This window comes from Mesorhizobium sp. WSM3864 (assembly GCF_002294955.1).
Classification (GTDB): Bacteria; Pseudomonadota; Alphaproteobacteria; order Rhizobiales; family Rhizobiaceae; genus Mesorhizobium.
In genome coordinates, this window is record NZ_NSGD01000013.1 from 130,497 (window position 1) to 147,613 (window position 17,117).

General features: G+C 57.0%; 13 protein-coding genes. 8 read left to right on the forward strand and 5 right to left on the reverse strand.

Going from position 1 to position 17,117, the window contains the following annotated elements; all coding sequences use genetic code 11:
* The first annotated feature begins 1 nt into the window (after position 1).
* Positions 2-703 (forward strand): SMC-Scp complex subunit ScpB, encoded by a 702-nt coding sequence (locus tag CK215_RS23240; protein WP_095832308.1) that lies wholly within the window; start codon positions 2-4, stop codon positions 701-703.
* Between the two features lie 318 nt (positions 704-1,021).
* On the opposite strand, the gene CK215_RS31635 is transcribed toward CK215_RS23240, so the two are convergent.
* From CK215_RS31635 to CK215_RS23250, 4 genes are read right to left on the reverse strand one after another with little or no spacing between them, the layout of a single operon-like run.
* Positions 1,022-1,687, reverse strand: coding sequence for an LA2681 family HEPN domain-containing protein (locus CK215_RS31635; RefSeq protein WP_210201683.1), 666 nt, complete (start codon positions 1,685-1,687; stop codon positions 1,022-1,024).
* Positions 1,654-2,619, reverse strand: a complete 966-nt coding sequence (locus tag CK215_RS31640) for a hypothetical protein (RefSeq protein ID WP_210201684.1) — start codon at positions 2,617-2,619, stop codon at positions 1,654-1,656. Before CK215_RS31640 ends, CK215_RS31635 begins: the two co-directional genes overlap by 34 nt.
* A gap of 33 nt (positions 2,620-2,652) precedes the next feature.
* Positions 2,653-2,838, reverse strand: coding sequence for a hypothetical protein (locus tag CK215_RS31890; RefSeq protein ID WP_245418773.1), 186 nt, complete (start codon positions 2,836-2,838; stop codon positions 2,653-2,655).
* A gap of 19 nt (positions 2,839-2,857) precedes the next feature.
* On the reverse strand, positions 2,858-5,944 hold the full coding sequence (locus CK215_RS23250) for a DEAD/DEAH box helicase family protein (protein WP_245418774.1): 3,087 nt from the start codon (positions 5,942-5,944) through the stop codon (positions 2,858-2,860).
* Positions 5,945-6,492: 548 nt separating this feature from the next.
* Here CK215_RS23250 and CK215_RS23255 point away from each other — a divergent pair.
* The 4 genes from CK215_RS23255 to CK215_RS23270 are packed head-to-tail and all read left to right on the forward strand — an operon-like array spanning position 6,493 to position 12,944.
* On the forward strand, positions 6,493-8,220 hold the full coding sequence (locus CK215_RS23255; protein WP_095832321.1) for a hypothetical protein: 1,728 nt from the start codon (positions 6,493-6,495) through the stop codon (positions 8,218-8,220).
* Positions 8,217-9,503, forward strand: coding sequence for a hypothetical protein (locus CK215_RS23260; protein WP_095832309.1), 1,287 nt, complete (start codon positions 8,217-8,219; stop codon positions 9,501-9,503). The genes CK215_RS23255 and CK215_RS23260 overlap by 4 nt, the downstream gene beginning before the upstream one ends.
* Complete coding sequence (locus CK215_RS23265) at positions 9,500-10,633, forward strand: DUF2235 domain-containing protein (RefSeq protein ID WP_095832310.1); 1,134 nt, start codon at positions 9,500-9,502, stop codon at positions 10,631-10,633. Before CK215_RS23260 ends, CK215_RS23265 begins: the two co-directional genes overlap by 4 nt.
* A gap of 49 nt (positions 10,634-10,682) precedes the next feature.
* A complete protein-coding gene (locus CK215_RS23270; RefSeq protein ID WP_170950365.1) occupies positions 10,683-12,944 on the forward strand; it encodes a DEAD/DEAH box helicase in 2,262 nt (753 codons plus the stop codon).
* On the opposite strand, the gene CK215_RS23275 is transcribed toward CK215_RS23270, so the two are convergent.
* Positions 12,871-14,955, reverse strand: coding sequence for a hypothetical protein (locus tag CK215_RS23275; RefSeq protein WP_141245513.1), 2,085 nt, complete (start codon positions 14,953-14,955; stop codon positions 12,871-12,873). The genes CK215_RS23270 and CK215_RS23275 overlap by 74 nt on opposite strands.
* A gap of 698 nt (positions 14,956-15,653) precedes the next feature.
* Between CK215_RS23275 and CK215_RS23285 the strand changes: the two genes are divergently transcribed.
* The 3 genes from CK215_RS23285 (at position 15,654) to CK215_RS23295 (ending at position 17,013) form a co-directional block, all read left to right on the forward strand.
* The gene (locus tag CK215_RS23285) at positions 15,654-15,866 is read left to right on the forward strand and encodes a hypothetical protein (RefSeq protein WP_095832314.1); all 213 of its coding nucleotides are present in this window, start codon (positions 15,654-15,656) and stop codon (positions 15,864-15,866) included.
* A 30-nt stretch (positions 15,867-15,896) separates the two neighbouring features.
* Positions 15,897-16,496, forward strand: coding sequence for a hypothetical protein (locus CK215_RS23290; protein WP_095832315.1), 600 nt, complete (start codon positions 15,897-15,899; stop codon positions 16,494-16,496).
* Between the two features lie 82 nt (positions 16,497-16,578).
* Positions 16,579-17,013, forward strand: coding sequence for a helix-turn-helix domain-containing protein (locus tag CK215_RS23295; RefSeq protein WP_095832316.1), 435 nt, complete (start codon positions 16,579-16,581; stop codon positions 17,011-17,013).
* Positions 17,014-17,117 lie beyond the last annotated feature (104 nt).

The following is a 17,117-nucleotide window of genomic DNA, read 5'->3' on the forward strand; positions in this document are numbered from 1 at the left end:
GATGAGCCAAGCCTCCATTCGCCGCAAGCCAGACGATCAGCCGGCGCTGCTGGACACCGAGCTCGAGCACCTGCCGCCAGAGCTACGCTGGCGCGAGTGGATGGGCCGGGTGGAGGCGGTGATCTTTGCGGCGAGCGAGCCTGTGCCGCGCGAGGTGCTCGCGCGGGTGGTGGGAAAAAACTGCAATCTCGACCTGGTCATCGACGACATCCGCGCCGAGCTCGCCGGCCGCCCCTACGAACTGGTGTCAGTCGCCGGCGGCTGGCAGCACCGCACCAAGAAGGTCTTTGGCGACGCCATCCACGCCGCCTTCGGTGCTCCCGCAGGGCAGGGGACAAAAGAACTGTCGCAGTCGGAGGCACTCGTGTTGATGTGCATCGCCTATTTCCAGCCGATCACCCGGGGCGAGCTGTCATCCTTCTTCGGCAAGGAGGTGTCGCGCGATCTGATCGGCGTGTTGCGCGCGCAGGAGCTCATCGCCTCGGGGCCGCGTAGCCCGCGGCCGGGCGCGCCCTACACCTATGTGACGACGAAGACCTTTCTCTCGCAGTTCGGGCTCGACACGCTGCGCCAGCTGCCGGATTTCGAGGCGCTCGAGGATGCTGGCCTGTTGTCGAGGGAAAAGCTGCTGGCGGGAGATATTCCGGTCGGGTTGGCTAGCGGGGAGGGCGAGGAAGATGTCCTTGAGGGCCTGGTGCCATGAGCGGGGCGTTGTCGCGTTGCGACCACAGGGACAATCGAGGACTCAGAACCAGGACGACTGGTCTTCCATAACCCGCGCGCGCTGAAACCTCTTGACTCACGGCTGGTACCGGCGTCGCCCATTTATTGGCTCGAGGAGGATGGGACGCTTCGCTCACAGATACCAACCAATTTCCCATTGGGGTCGTCTACGCAACTTTTTTGTGCCCGAAGGGACAGAGACCTCAGTACTGGGCGCCGAACCGCTCCGCTTGAACGCGAAAGCTGACTGTCTGGTGCTGGCGACCGAAAGCTGCCGTTCCGAGCGACTATCTCCGACTTAGAATGAATCGCGCCGCTTCCGCCTGTGATCGAGACTATAGAGCGGCATCGAGCCAGCCAGCCGGCCGGGCTTCGCAAGTTGCTTCTTCCGTTCTTCGACGCCGATCGCGAAGCATATGTAGAATAGTGCGGATCGCGCCATTTGCATGACGCGGATCGCCTTGGCTTCGAGTTCGTCACTCCCGATGGCGATGCCGAAGCCATTGTTACTCGTTCCGTTGATCACAAATGGCTTGGCCCACCCCTCGCTCACCCGCAGATAGGTGTGCTCCAGCGCATTGCGGACGCCGTGCAGCTCCCGAGCATCGTGCGATGTCGTCTGCTTGACTTGATCGTCAAACAGCTCTTTCGACAACCAGAACAGGCCGCGCAGTGGCAGATTGTCCAGCTTCTCGAACTGTGGCAGCAAGCGCGCCTTGTTCTCGACCATCCACACGTTCTTGAAGCTGATCCTGTCCGGCACCTTGCCTAGACCCCAGTAGCGATCAACGAGAAAGGCGACCTTGTCGAGCAGCGAATATGCGGTGCGGAAGGCCGTGCGGACCCGTTCACTGGCCAATGAATATAGGGGATAGTCAAGCGTGTCGGTGAGCGCGACGCCGCGGTCAGAGAAATGGACTCCCCGGCTACTCATCCCCTCGAATAGCATAAAGCGCGCCGACACATGTTCCTGCTTATTTGACTGAAGAAGCCGACGATCGGAGGAGGTAGATGGCCGTCGGGCCGTTCGCCGAATTTTTCGGTTAGGGGCGGCAGCATCAGATTGTCGGTCGCTGCTGCCAAATGCGGTCCAATATCGTTCAAGGGGCACAGGAAGAGCCGGTGCTTAAGGCACCAGCGACGATAGGCACGCTCGGTCTTCGACCGGCCTTCATCGCCACGATCTAAGTCCTGCATCGCCCGGACAGCGTCGATATTGACAGCCGCCGCGAGTTCCGTCGCTAGGTTGGCGAAATGGGCGATTGCGGGTTGGGGATCGGCTGAATCATACACTGCACCCTCGGCCGCCGTCGAACGAAGGCCGTCAAATGCGTGCAGAGCCAGCATCGCGCGCTCGCGGTTATCGACCACCATGCCAGCATAGCCTTTGAGTCCAGAGCCGCGGTTGCCGCTCGCCATTGCGAAGCTTGGGATGATCTTCAGAGCGGCATCCCAAATGGCGATCGCATCGATCGAGCGACCGAGCTCGTGGAGAAGGTTCGCGTGGTTGGTGAGAATTTGGCACTGCCGCACCTTATCGAGGGCTGCGAAGCCAGGATGGTTTGAGGCTCGCGACAACGCAAGCAATTCTTCCTGACGCTCCGGCGCCTCCCACGACCAGGATCGTCGAATATTCGCTATATCCGATAGTGCCGCCCAAGCATTAGCTTTGAAGTACTCAATCAATGTCCGATCAGTGCAAACGAGTTCACGATTGGACAGTTGGTCGAGCAGAAACAGCGCGCGCTTGGCGCCACGCTCGAAGGACGCATCTAACGCGTCGTCGATCAACTCCCCGATGTGTACGATCGCTTGGGCGTCGCTCATCTTCGCGATGCTGCGCTCGCAACGCTTGCTCAGCTGTTCGAAGCCAGGCTTCGTGATCATCGCCTTCATCGTCTTTCATTGGCGGGCGGGTTGAGCTCACACTTAGGGCGAGAGTGCGACCCGAAACTTCGCTTGGGTGGTCTTGAGCAGATAGAGTTCGGTCGTTGCCAGAAGCCGCAAAGCGTCATCGGTAATGGAGGCAACTGAACCTCCTGGCTGGACAAGGATCATCTCGAACTCAAGTCTCGCGCGGCGCGACTTTTCCTTAAAGTAAGAAAGGCCTTTCATCTCGCCCTTCAGGAAGCGGCTATGGTCCTCGCGAACCCAGGTTTCCTGCCGCCTTTTCGTGATAAAGTGTCGGAAGCCCGGCATGCTTTGCTACGATACTCTTCTGCGCTTGGCCGCAGACGATGTAAAAGTTCCGGATATCCTGCGACACCCGCGCCTGATGGGCGCCCTTGCAGTGGACGAGACATAACTTGATTGTGTTGTCGTCCACGTCTTTCAAGCAAACGAGATCAGCTGCCTCCCCGTGACCGTCATCGTTGAAAATGACGTCGAATTCTCCCTTGATCTGCTCGAACGTCCGGAACTGGATGGTCTTCCGGTCGCCTGCCTTATGCACCGACTCCTTGTTCAGCTCGATGCCGGCCCAGTTCCAGGCTTCTAGCTTGTCACGCTGGTAGAGCCCCACGTCCAGCTTAACCGGAATGTGATAGCAGTTGTAAGAGTATGTCCCGTCTGCATAGCGGACGACAAATGGGTCCTTCTGGAGATACTCTTCCAGCGGGACCGCCGGCAGCGGGCCGTGACGGAATCGGAGCGAGGGGCCGGAGATATGGTCGTGGCGGTAGCCGCCGGGAATCTCCTCGCTGATGACGAGTGCGTATTCGGATGTCGCGCTGTCGCTTTCAATACGGAAAACGATTTCGCCGTTCGATCCGACATCACCGAGATTTAGATCAACGGCAAAAACCGGCACTTCTGACGAACCAAAAATGACGAACTGCCGGTCGTTGAAACGCATTTGCGCCTGCTCACCCCATTGAGCCGATATCGGCCATGCGGAGTACGACTTCGATAGTCTCTCCGGACGAAGGAAGTCGCGGACGACGTTGCTCTCGGTCTCAACCTCGGACGAGACCTTCGCCCATGTTGCCGCGGTCCACTCGATCCAGTCGGCTATTGTGCCGGACTTTTGCTGCCAGACTTTTCCGCGGCGCTGAGTCCCTCCCCACAGGACGCGCTCTCCGTCCTCGTATCCAAGGCAGGCGAGGTTGTTCAGCGAGGATTCAGCTTTCTCGATGCTGGCGAGACCTTCCGTGACGTTTGGCCCAAAGTACGAGGTGAAGCTGATCGCACCGATGCGCGACGAACCGAGGCTCTTCACCAGCGGTCGCTCGACATTGTTGAGAATGTTGAAGATTGGCGTACCCGAGACCAGCGTTGTCTCGTCGTTCGTGACTGCCTTGGCGAGCTTCTCGGACCGTAACGCGTCGTAGTCGCTCGCAAAGAGGCAAAGCGCTCCAGCAGCCTTGTCCCACTTGAGGATCAAGAGGTCGTAGATCGTGTCGTAAACATTCTGGTAATTGCCCCAGGTCACATCATTAGAACGGCACACAACGGCGACCAGAACGTTGTCCTGTTCACTAAGCGCGTACCAACTCTGTGAATCTTTCTGAAGCAAGGACTCGAAGGCCAAAGGGTTCCAATCCTCGCATTTCGTCCGGAAGAGCTGTGCTGAAAGTGACGGCCGGAGGTTCCAAAGCGAAAGGTTGGCATGGAGATCGCCAGACTCCTTGAGGGCAAGCACCACGTCCTGCAGCCGCAACTCCTGCGAAATTCTCTCCTCGCTCAAGCGCTTGATGAGCAGATCCCAGTCGGCTCCTTCTGCGTAGAGGTCGGCGAGTTTTGCTTCTGCATTAGGGTCGGCAACATTGGTCACGACGGTGGCCTCGCCGATTTTGTCGGCGGGACCTTTGCGGGTGAAGCGGCCGATGAACTGAAGTGTGACGGCCAGCGACTTGTGTGTGTCGTGAAGGGCCGCGACCTTGAGGTACGGCAGGTCGAATCCTTCGCCCAGCATGTCAACGCAGATGACGATCCGGGCTCCATCGGCTCCCCGATCGAAAAGCCGGGCCATAGCCTCGCGATTGATTAAGCTGCGCCCGGGACCAGAGTAGATGACGACCGGTTTGAGGTCCGGAGCGAGGCGCTGGTAGATGCGGCCCACCGCTTCGGCCCGGTCCTTTGACGATGTCCGCGCCATCAGCAGGTGATCGAGCTTCAGGTCGTCCCGGTCATGGCGCAGCGTCGCAATGGCTTCATTGGCAATTGCGACATCGCGGGCTCGCTCGTCCCCGTATTCTTCAATCGTTTTGAGGTTTATAGGGCGGTAGTAGCCGGCGGTCTGAGCATCACCGAGCTTGTAGTTAAAGATTATTTTGCCATCGACGCGCTTGCCGTCGCGCCGGAACGGCGTTGCGGTAAATTGGAGAATACGCTTTGCTGCGAATTGCTCCCGAACACCGTGCCACGTCTTGGCAGTGATGTGGTGCGCCTCATCGACGATAAGGTCAGAGCATACGTCTACAAGGCGGCGGACCACCGCGACGTCCGACGCCTCAAGGACGTTCGGAAGGGCAACGATGACATTTGCGTTGTGGATGATCGAATCCAGTTCATCCGCCGACCTAATGCCAGTGGTGATGATTGCGACACGAGGCTTGGCGAGGTCGTGCGTGATGACCTGGGCCATGGGCAGGATGCCCAGGCTAATGAACTTGCCGGCGATTTGGCTTCGCAGTGTATCGCTGGGGACGAGGACAAGTGTGCGTCCAAGGCGTCGGTAGACGAGCGTAGCGAGCATGGTTTCTGTTTTGCCGGTGCCGGTCGGAAGGACGACGGTGGCTGGTTCAAAACTGGAGCCGACTGCAAAGTGGGCGGAGATCGCGTGTAGCGCGCCGATCTGCGGGGTTCGCAGACCCGGGAGGTCGTGTTCCTCGTCCTCGGTCCGAAAATCGAATCTATTGATCCATGAATGCAGGACCTTTTCCGGATTGTCGGCGTATGTCGCCAATTCGCCTTGGGAATCCCATTGAATCTCAAAGGTCTCAGGAAGGTGGTCGGCGTCGTCGACGCTTGGTGCCACGACCACGGGCAGCGGCGTGGATACTCGGCGCGCCCCCTTTCGGCGAAAGAGAATCTCGCGGTACGGAGGACTGAGCCCCGTAGTGATGAGATCGTGCCCCTTAATCTGTGACGGCGAGATTTGTGCCTTCGTGGAAGCGCCCCCGAAGACGCGCTGAAAGATACGATTGCCGCCAACCTTCAGGCCTCGATCTGGCAGTGCTGGGAAATTGAGGGTGCCACGCCAAGTAGGGAATAGGCTCATATCACCGTGTCGTAGAGAGTTGAGCGGTACTTCTCATATGCAATCTGCATCTATTAATGACGAGGCTAAAAAGGCGAATCAGCAAGCATGAATTTGATGCCTTTTGAGAGTTATGAACAGAAATATGTGGTTTGCATCGGATATGAAGTCGACTTCAGGCGGCGGCAGTAAATCATGAAATTCGCCAATCCTAGACAACTCTATTTGCACGAGGGTCACACCTTTGCCGGGCTGTCTTGCCGCCGCAGAAATTGGCCGCCCGCTGTTCGCTGACTAGCTAGCACCAAAACCGCAGTCAGCTCCGGCGCCTCGGGAGTGGATTTATGCCGTGTCGCCGGAACCATTCGGTTGGGGGTCGACAGTGGCAATAAGGTAATTGCGGTCGATTGCGAAGTTCTTGGGTCGGGCTCCCAATAGTGGCTGCAAAGAGTGCCTTGGTGTGCCTCGAGGCTTTCCTGGCGGAGGAGTTTGTCGCGATCGGCGTGTATTTTAATAGTTGCTTTTCTTGGAAGTTTATCGCCATCTTGTCTTGCGGAAGGGGGGTGCGCATGCGCAATGTGAAGGGGACGCGACATAGCCTTCGTAGTAGCCGGAAATTGTCAATCATTGCCCAGGATCCATCCGTAAAAGTAGATAATCGAATTGTTAGAGCATCGATTGATGTTCCCGCCGAAGAACTGTTGCCAGGTCCACGCGGCTACAGGGTCGTGGTCGTAGATTATGATGTGACAGCTAATGCCCTGTATCAGCCAGCGAGCCTATCGTCGGGGCTCGAAGGGGAACACACTGACCCGTTTCAGAACGCGCCGGACGAAACGCTCCTTTCGGATCCGCGTTTTCATGCACAGAATGTCTATGCTATCGCGATGCGCATCCTGGCTCGCTTTGAATTCGCTCTTGGCCGCCGAGTACAATGGGGGTGCGAGGGCCATCAACTTAATATCTTGCCTCATGCATTTGCCGAGCCAAACGCCTTTTACTCGCGCGATGATCGGTCGTTGTTCTTTGGGTATTTTGAAAGTTTTCCCGATAAAAAGGATAACACACACACAGTCTTTTCCTGTTTGTCGCACGATGTCATCGCTCACGAGACGACACATGCAATCCTGGATGGACTGCGCTCGCGATATCTAGAACCCTCGTCGCCCGATCAGGGCGCCTTTCATGAGGGTCTAGCAGACGTTGTCGCGCTGCTTTCCATCTTTGCGCTTCCTGATGTCGTTGGTGCGGCACTCGATGGAACAGCCGGCGGAGCATTGATCGACCAAGCTCTGCTCGAAAGAGACATGCTCGCCAACTCAGTCCTCTTCCGCTTGGCAGACGAAATGGGACAAGAACTAAGTGGGGTCCGAGGTTGCGCACTTCGCCATTCGATCACGCTGCCGCCCGGCAGGAATTACATGGACGATCCAGAATATCAGGAGGTTCACAAACGCGGGGAGCTGCTCGTTGCCGCCATGTTGCGGTCGTTTCTCGACATCTGGATCAGTCGCCTGAGCCGCATCGGTACGATCGTCAACGGACAGAAGGATCGGTCACTGGTGATAGAGGAAGGTGCGCGTGCAGCGGACCATCTTCTGACCATGGCCATTCGTGCCATTGACTATTGCCCACCTACCGATCTTTCGTTTTCCGACTATCTCTCTGCTCTTTTGACCGTTGACCGCGAGGTCGTCCCTGATGATCGTTATGGATATCGAGATGCGTTGCTGGCGAACTTCGCGGCCTTCGGCATCTTGCCAAGTGAACGTGCTGCTGCAGACGGCACGTGGCTGCGCTGCGACGACGAAATGGTCTACAGCCGGACACATTTCGATTCGATGCTGCGGGATAGCGAGGAGGTCTTCCGCTTCGTCTGGGAAAACCGAAAGACGCTGAGGATTGGCGACATTGGTTACATCGAGGTGCAATCGGTACGCCCGAGCGTGCGCATCGCGCCCGACGGTTTCGTTTTGCGCGAGACGATCGCTGAATATGTGCAGGTCCTGACGGTCACGGCGCGCGAGCTTCGTCAGGACTTCAAAGTCGAAGTCCCAAATGGCATAGAGTTTTGGCGTCCTCTGCGGCTGCTTGGCGGGGGGACGCTGGTCTTCGACGAATATGGCCAGCTGAAGTATCAGATTGCCAATCACCTTTTGAAGGATCGAGGCGACAGGAAGCGACAAGGGGATCGGCTCGCTTATCTCTGGAAGCAGGGCCTTTTGGACACGAAAAATACCGGGGATTTCTCCGCTCTGCACCTGGCCCGTAGCGGTGTACAAGAGAGGGTCGGATGAAGCCAAGCCGTGTAGTCGTCACCTCTTATCAAGTGGGTTTTGGCGACTGCTTCCTGCTGTCATTCGAATATCCGAGCGAGAAGCGGCATGTCCTTGTCGATTTCGGTTCGACCGGATTGCCTGACGGCGTGCCGAAAAACCAACTCGAACTGATTGCCAACAACATCGCCGAACGGACCAACGGCCAGAGAATGGCGGTGGTCGCCACCCACCGCCACAAGGACCATATTTCCGGCTTTGCGACAAAGAAGCAGAGACCATCATCGGGAAAGACGATCGCGGACCTGAGACCGGAACTTGTTTTACAGCCGTGGACAGAGGATCCGGAATTAGCCGTCGACGCCAAGGGTCCGTTGCCGCCAGGAGTATCGCTCTCGGCTCACCACGTTTCGTCACTGGCCGCCATGCAACAGGTCGCTGGCGCGATCCTCAGTGAGGTCAAGCGCGTCCGCTATCTGTCGGCTTCGCTACGCCAGGAACTTTCCTTTATGGGCGAGAACAATCTCGCCAATCTCGAAGCCGTCGAAAACCTAATGACGATGTCGGCTACCCGCGAATATGCGAAAGCTGGCGACAAGACCTCGCTTGAGGGCCTGCTCCCAGGGGTTAAGATCGACATATTGGGGCCACCCTCAATCGAGCAGTCGGAAAAAATCACCAAGCAGCGCAGCCGCGACCAGGACGAATTCTGGCATCTCATGGCGCATGCCGCTTCATCCCTCGGTCCAACGAAAGCGCAACGGGTCGCTCCACTCTTTCCCGATTTTGCGGTTGACAAGAGCGCTGGCAATTTCCCGATCGATGCGCGTTGGATTATCCGCCAAGCGAAGCGCCTGCGCGCCGACCAGATATTGAGACTGGTGCGCATCCTAGACAATGCGCTGAACAATACGAGCCTGATCCTGCTGTTTCGCTGCGGGTCGAAGAGCCTTCTTTTCCCGGGCGATGCTCAGATCGAGAACTGGTCCTTTGCGCTAAGTCAGTCTGCGGTGCGGGAGAAACTCAAGAAGGTAGATCTCTACAAGGTTGGCCATCACGGAAGCCTTAACGCGACACCGAAATCGCTCTGGGATCTCTTCGAGCAAAAGTCTGCAGAGGACAACCCGGGTCGCCTCCAAACTTTGATGTCGACGATGGCTCACAAGCACGGGAACGAAGAACGGCGCACTGAGGTTCCCCGCCAAACTTTGGTGCAGGCGCTTGACCACCAAAGCGCGCTCTTCACAACGCAAAGTCTGAAGGACAAGGAACTCTTCCACGAAACCTCCCTGGATCTCTCATGAACAAGGTACCCGCCCGTCCTTTGCCAGATACGCTGGCCGGTAGTCGAAATCTTGTCATCTGCTGCGATGGGACCTCCAACCAGTTCAGCGAAGACCGCACCAACGTTGCTAAGCTGTGTCGCATTCTCCGCAAGGACCGTGATCGTCAGCTTGTCTATTATCATCCGGGCGTCGGTACCAAGGCTCCGCCCGGATTTGTAACGGGGCTTGGTACCAAGCTTGCCAAGTTTGCTGGGCTTGCCATCGGTTACGGGCTGAAGCACGACATCGTCGATGCCTATATCTTTGTCATGACGTATTTCCGCCCGGGTGATCAGCTGTTCGTTTTCGGCTTCAGCCGCGGCGCGTACACTGCACGTGCGCTGGTCGCCCTGATCAAGATGTATGGCCTTTTGATGCCTGGTAATGATGCGATGGTTCCCTATTTGGTGGACATGTTCTGGGCAATCGACAAAGCACGCGAGAACAATGACCGTCGCGACGCATACTTCAAGCTTGCGGCCGACTTTAGACAGGAGCTAGCGACCCAAAACTGCCGGCCGCATTTTGTCGGTGTCTGGGACACCGTCAGTTCAGTTGGGTGGATCGGTTCACCTACGGCTCTGCCATATACGCACGACAATCCTGATATTGCAGTCCTCCGTCATGCCGTCGCCTTGGATGAGAAGCGTGCATTCTTTCGAACCAACCTTGCCGCAACGCCTGAGGGGCAAGACGTTCGGCAGATCTGGTTCGCCGGTGCTCATGCTGACGTCGGTGGCGGCTACAGGGAAGTCCAAAGCGGACTGTCGCGCATCGCATTGGGCTGGATGATTGAGGAGGCGGAGAAGCATGGGCTTCTGGTGGAAGACGCGGCTAAAGGCGCCTTGCTTCATCAAATCGCCCTCGACGCTGAAAAGCGTGACCTCCCAATTCACAATTCCATGACCTGGAAATGGTGGGCTGCGGAGTTCGTGCCGAAGCGGCGTTACGACGCCTCGACAGGCCGCAAGGGCTGGCGCATCAATCTCTTCGGCCGGAGAGAGCCAGGAGCCGATCCAATCCTCCACGACAGTGTCTGGACGCTGCCTGGCTATGAGATCCCGCCGGGATCGAGAAAGGCATCCAAAGTCTGGCCGGCGGCTGGCTGACATTATCGACCACCAACAAGTTTTACGAGACGTCCGGATAACTCGCAGCATGCAAGAATTCGAGCCCTTCAACACCCGCTATCCGGCATCAGTCATTTCCTGGGTGAAAGAACGGGACTGGCCACGGTTTCGCGTGATCCAGCAGCGGGCGATTGAGGCTATACCCATCGATCCGCGTGAGCCGATCCCCGACCTTGTGCTGGAGGCTGAAACCTCAAGCGGCAAGACAGAGGCGGCGTTTCTTCCGCTGGTGGCGCGCCTGATCGGGAGAGAACCGTCAAGCCCGGGCTTTTCGGTCCTGTACATCAGCCCATTGCGAGCCCTCATCAATGACCAAGTGCCAAGGATCGGGGATTTGTCGAAGCTGGCCGGCCTTGAAACATTCGGCTGGCATTCGGACGTCTCCCAGGGGAGTAAGAATAGGGCCCGTACCACGCGAGCAGGAATTTTGCTCACAACGCCTGAGTCACTCGAGGCTTTCGCCATAGGCGCGGCGGCAGAAGGCTCGTTGTTTGAGGCGATCAGCCGCGTCGAGTGTGTCGTAATCGATGAACTCCATGCGTTTTTCGATTCCGCGCGAGGAAGACAGCTGCAGTCGTTACTGAACCGTCTGGACAAGCATGCGCACCGTGCCATTCCGCGTATCGGCCTTTCCGCTACTCTCGGCTCCGCCGATGTCAGCGCTGCCGCTGTCTTGCGCCCGGAAAGCCCCTCAGACGTCGCAATTATACGTTCCACAGGCGATGAGGTACGACCGGCTGCAGTGCGAATTCGCGCGTTCGTCGACGAAGATGCCTCCCAGATAGACGGCGAAACACCCAATGCCCGGGTGATCGAGCGGATAGCCAAACAGCTTGTCAGCGATTTCGCCGACGATACCCGCGGCCTAGTGTTCGCCAATTCCCGCAATTCGGTGGAGCAGCTGGTTGAACAATGCCTGCACGCCGCGGGCGCTCGAGACATCCAGTTTTTCGGTCATCACAGTTCGATCAAATCGTCAGATCGCCGGAAGATCGAAGAGTGGATGCGACTTGAAGGTACGGACGCTCCTAAGCAGATGGTCGTCATTGCCACCAACACTCTTGAACTCGGTATCGACATCGGTCGGGTGCAGAGGGTGGTCCAGATCGACCCGACATATACCGTTGCGGCGCTGCGCCAGCGCGTTGGCCGCTCGGGCCGGCGCGATGAAGCCCATCCCGATGGCCTGCTCTATTTGCGTGAGCAGCACATAACGTTCGAATCGCATCCGCTGGATCGGCTACGCTTGCGGACTTTTCAGTCGGCAGCAACGGCCCAATTGTCGATGGAAGGACAGTTCGAGCAGCCCAACCCATCGGATCTGCACCTTTCCACGCTCTACCACCAGGTCATCTCAATCCTGAGGGAAAAGACGTTCTGCACGTCCGACGAGCTCTACGAAATGCTCGTCGAGACCGGTCCATGGACGGCGAGACGAGATGTGATTGACAGAGCCTTCTTCAATCGCCTCCTCGAGACGATGGGCAATGGCGGCGATGCCGCCGTCGAATTGATTGAAGATGTTTCCTGGAGACTGACCGATGCGATGCTCAAGCGCAGGCACGCCTACGCGGTATTCAGCACCCCACCTGACTACACGGTATCTGCCGGCGGTACCGTCATCGGCAAGCTGCCGATGACCGTTGCCTACCGGATTGGCGACACTTTTGTCCTCAATCGTGGTCGCTGGCGCGTCGTCAATGTCAGCGATGAACGCCGTACGCTCAGCGTGACAAGGGCCCCAACGGCGGGTGCGCCGCGGTTCGGCGGATTGGCGCAGGTACCCAGCGGTGTCGTCAGCGTCAGAATGCTCAAGATTTACAAGGGCCATGACGTTGACGCTCTTGCTACCGACGATGACTTTTTGCGGCTGATCGATGAGGGACGGCAGGCCTTCGAGGAATTCGGTCTCGCCAGCACCCGCGTGCTCAAGGTCGGCCGCGACGTCATTGTCTTCCCGTGGCGTGGCTCCCGAGCTCTCCAGACCCTCTTGCTCGCCATCAGGCGGGAAGGTTTGCGCGCATCCGCTTCCAATTTTGCAATTCTCGTCGAAAGCACCACTGTCGCGGATGTCGTTGCGACCCTGACGATACTCAAGCGCCAGCCACTTCCTGAGCCTGACGAACTCGCTCGCGAAGCGCGGCAGCTTCGCTCAGATAGGTTTGACCGAAACCTGATCCCCTATCATCAACGGCTGGCTTTCTCACATCGCCACCTTACCGTGGATCGATTCGCCGAGATGATCGAGGACCTTTTGGAGCACGCAGACGCACACTCTCAGCCGGCGTAGGCTTACCCTTGACCCCGATAACCTCGATTGTCGTACCCAGCTTGCTGAAAGTGCTGCGCGCCGACGACAGCAATCCACTCAACTGGCGCATTCGGCCTACCTGGCCCGCGGTCTTGCCGGCGCGATGATCGCTGACGGCACCGTCCCAGGTCTCCTCGTTGATGCGTGGCTGCAGGATGATCACATGCCGTTCGGCGCTCGGACGGAAACCGTCAAGCAGATCGCAAAAATCCTTTCGGCTGAACTTCGCGCCGTCATGCTTCCACACCAGATCCTTGTTGGCCTCGGTGGTTCGACGTTCGATTTCCTGGTTGAGCAGCCCTTGATCAAAATTGCGGAGGTTCTTAGTTGCCTGGCTGGCGACCTCCGAGAAAGGCGTGACGCTGATCCGAGAAGGGCTCCCTTTGCCGACACCCTTTGCGTGCACAAAAGTTACGAAACGCCTGGTTGGGCTCAAGGCGATGAAGTCGGCGATCTCGCCAGATCCATCGTCGCAAAGCAGGTGCCAGTCTTCGACCAGCTTGCCGTCAGGCGCGACCAGGTTGGCAACATTGTTGCGCACATAGCAAAACAGGGAATCTTTCTTGCCGATCAGATGGGGGGCATACACCTTCTTGCCGCCGCTCAGTTTGGTCGGCTTTTCTTCCTTGATGTTGTAAGTCTTTCCGTCCGCGGCTGGGCTGAACGAGGTCCATCGCCATCTGTCGAAAATCACGTCTTGGAAGCGAAGAGCATACAGCACGCCCTTCTGGACGACATGCCCGGAGCCGTAGCGAAGCGTTAGATTTGTGTTCCTCTTCATGAGCGATCGATCAAGGGCAACCAGCCGCTCATCGTCCTTGCGAACCTTGTAGTCAAAGACCCGGTGCAGGATTTCCACCGAAGTGTCACTTCTCTTGACGGGTTCGAACCTCACTGTTGCAACATGGTCGTCAGCGTAAAAGGCCTTTGCTACGATCTGCGTTTTGCTTGAGGCGCTGGCAGAGGCGGCTTCGTCGACGACGAACGAACCGTTCTTCTGCCATTCATCCAAGGGCGTGGCGTCGACAATCTCGCCGCTCAACAACGTGGCTTCTTGGGACGTCGAGGCCTCGTAGCCGACATCGAAACCGTCATCGAGCTTGGCGAGACTTTCTGTTACCGCCGGCCTGGCGACAACAGGCAGACCGGCGCGCTCAAGCTCCGGTGTGGCGGGCGGGCTTGCGTGGCCTTCTTCTAGGGCATCGACGAGCAGCCGAACCTCATTCGCGAATTCAGCGAACGCCTTCGTCGACCTCGTCCAGAGCGTCTTCTTCGCGTGCGAGACACCAACCCGCACCGTTCCATCTGCTCTGTCGAGTTCGCTAATGGCGGCGGAGTAGGCGAAAGTCTGATCGTCGAAATGATCGAGCGCGTACCGCAGGTTCGGCCCGGAGAGAATCTTGCGATCCGCCTTCAGGTCGGTCGGGACATGCAGCCCCTCAAGCCATGCGCTTTTCGTCTTGCCGCGGACAAAGGCGTTTTCAAGACTGGTGCGGTCAATCGGCAGAGCCGTCTTTGAGATAGCGATGGTTTTGTCGTCCGTTCCGACGCTCCCAAATTCGACGAGATCCATCAAGCGTTGGCGCATCGCCTCTTGGCTCGCGAAAATGCCCATGTAGGACTTGTAGCTCGCTACGACGAGCAGGTGGTTTTGGACGTCCTTAATCATCGTTTCCGGATCGGATTCGACGCTTGCATCGGGATCATCCGCGCCGTCATCAGAATCGAGTTCGGCGATCCTGTGTTCTTGACGAAACCACGAGGGCGGCTTTTCGATACGATACCATCCGCCTTTTGCCGAGAGACCGCTCTCCGAATAGTCATCGAGAAGCCGGACCAGGCTCTCTCCGCCTTCCGCGCTTGGAGTGGTCGGAAGAGACCCGGCGACCGCTTCAAGTTTTCCGATCAGCTGCTTTGCAATCGCTTCAGCATCATCACTTTTGAACAACGAAACTGTCACATGAGGACGCGTATTGAGAAAAGTCAGCATTTGTTTCTGGTGGCTCTGTTTCCGCTAGAGGCGGCGATGGAATTTCGCGCACAACTTTCCTTTATGTATTGCATCGTAAATCACGAAATGTGCAAGTCTGATCAACGGCGGAGTCGCAAACGAAAAGTGGTCATCGCCGCACTTCTTGAGTCGAGCGGGTCGAGATTGTGCACCCTGTGTGGTACTAGCGCGCTAGGAATTAACGTTTCGATCCCCCACGTGATCGTTGAAGCTGTCGAGCTAGCAAGCGACCATCATTGCCGCCGGATCAATTCGATGGAGCGCGAGCGTAATCCTGCCGCTGAACTCGCAGGAACTCGGTGGAAAGCTGCTGTTTTTGGCTAGTTCTGATTGCAAAGTGCCGAAAAAGGCATAATTGTGCGGCATTCAGCAGAATGTGGTAGGATTTGGTCGAATCTAGCGGGTTTTGGCCTGTTCTGCCGAGTGTTTGAGAGTCGCGATGGCGAGGTTGTCTGTGATCAAGAAGTTGCGGCTGGAGGCGGGCGCGTCCCAGAACCAGCTTGCACGAAAGGCGAATTTGGACCGTGGAACGATCGCTTCCGCCGAGAACGGAGGAAGTCCGAGCGAGCTCACGCGCTCCAAGATAGCTAAGGCGCTGTCCGATCTCCTTGGAAGACCAGTGGGTATCGAAGATCTGACGTAGCCAGAGCTGCATTTACGACAGAAAGGGGCACCCTATGACGCGCACCAGCCCAGAAGCCAAGCGAAAGGCGGCAGAGTTGCTTATGGCGCCGGACCGGCCGATTCGGAACATCGCCCATTTGAGAAGGGAGAACAGCGCTCCCGACTATGATATCGAGGCAGTCAAGAAAGTGAGCAAGGAGACGGGTGGAAAGCGAGCCCAACGGTTTGTTCGAGTGCTCAAGGCGCTTTCCTCGTCCGGCGAATAAGCGTCCTTTCAACATCAAGAGAGCCTGTTTATGGACGATAAGAAAGGACACTTTAGGTATACAAAAGAAGAAATGCGGGACCATTTCATTGGTATTTGGGAACTCGCAGAAGATTTCGTAGAATTAATCGTAAGCAATAAGCCCGTAGGCGACGATGTTAAAATCGTTGTTTCGCCAAGGCGTTTGTATCTCGCGGTAGAAAGCACTTATCAGGATATTGCCAGGTATAAAAATTACCACCAGAAGGACCCTTTTCACGAAAAACTAGACTGCACTAAGCGATGTGCTTTTTTGATGAAGTGGATTCCAAGGCTAAAGCCGATACAGATTATTCCAGAATCGCCAAGTTTTGCTGGCGTGGACGATGATGGATTTGCCCATCTGTCTGACAATTCATATGACGACTTAGAGCTTCTGAATGAATTGTTTGCTCTTTATCTTTTTGAGCTGAACTTAAGCGCGGAGGTAAAGCTAGGAGTTGGAATCAGCGAAGAGAAACTGCGACAATTGGCATACGATTTATTGTATCGAGACATCTCTCGGAACGGATGGATCGCCATTTTGCAGCTTTTTAAGGATTGTTGTTATCCGAAGTTCGTCAAAGGTGTGCCGTTTCTAATCAAGATCTAGAGCGTCGGACCATCAGATTGAATCGCGAAGGATTCCGCTGATGTAAGGTTTGTGATTCACTTCCTTGTGGAGGTGATTTGCCATGCCCAAGCCCTATTCGCTCGATTTGCGTGAACGTGTTGTGCGGTTTGTCGAGGCGGGCCATTCTCGGCGTGCGGCGGCGGCACATTTTGAGGTGTCGGTTTCGTTCGTCGTTATCCTGATGAGGAACTATCGAGAGACCGAGAGCCTGGCGCCCAAAGCCAGTGGTGGCCGCCGCCATTCCAAGCTCGATCCGCATCGTGCGTTCCTGCTTGGTTGTGTGGCCGAGAAGGACGACATCACCATGCCGGAGCTTGCCGCCCAACTGGTTATTGCTGCAGGCGTCCAAGTCGCTCCCGCCTCGATCTCACGTTGGCTCATCAGGAACGGCTACCGCTTCAAAAAAAACGCTGCTGGCCAGCGAGCAAGATCGACCCGACATCAGCAAGGCGCGCCAGGAGTGGCGGGCCAAACGCCAGCCGCGGATGCGGCTTGAGCCACATCGGCTGGTGTTTATCGACGATGACCTTGCCCCTCTGATCTAATCCGGTTTGAAGTTCGTTCTGGCCCATCGAGAGGACCAGGACATGAAGCGCAGCC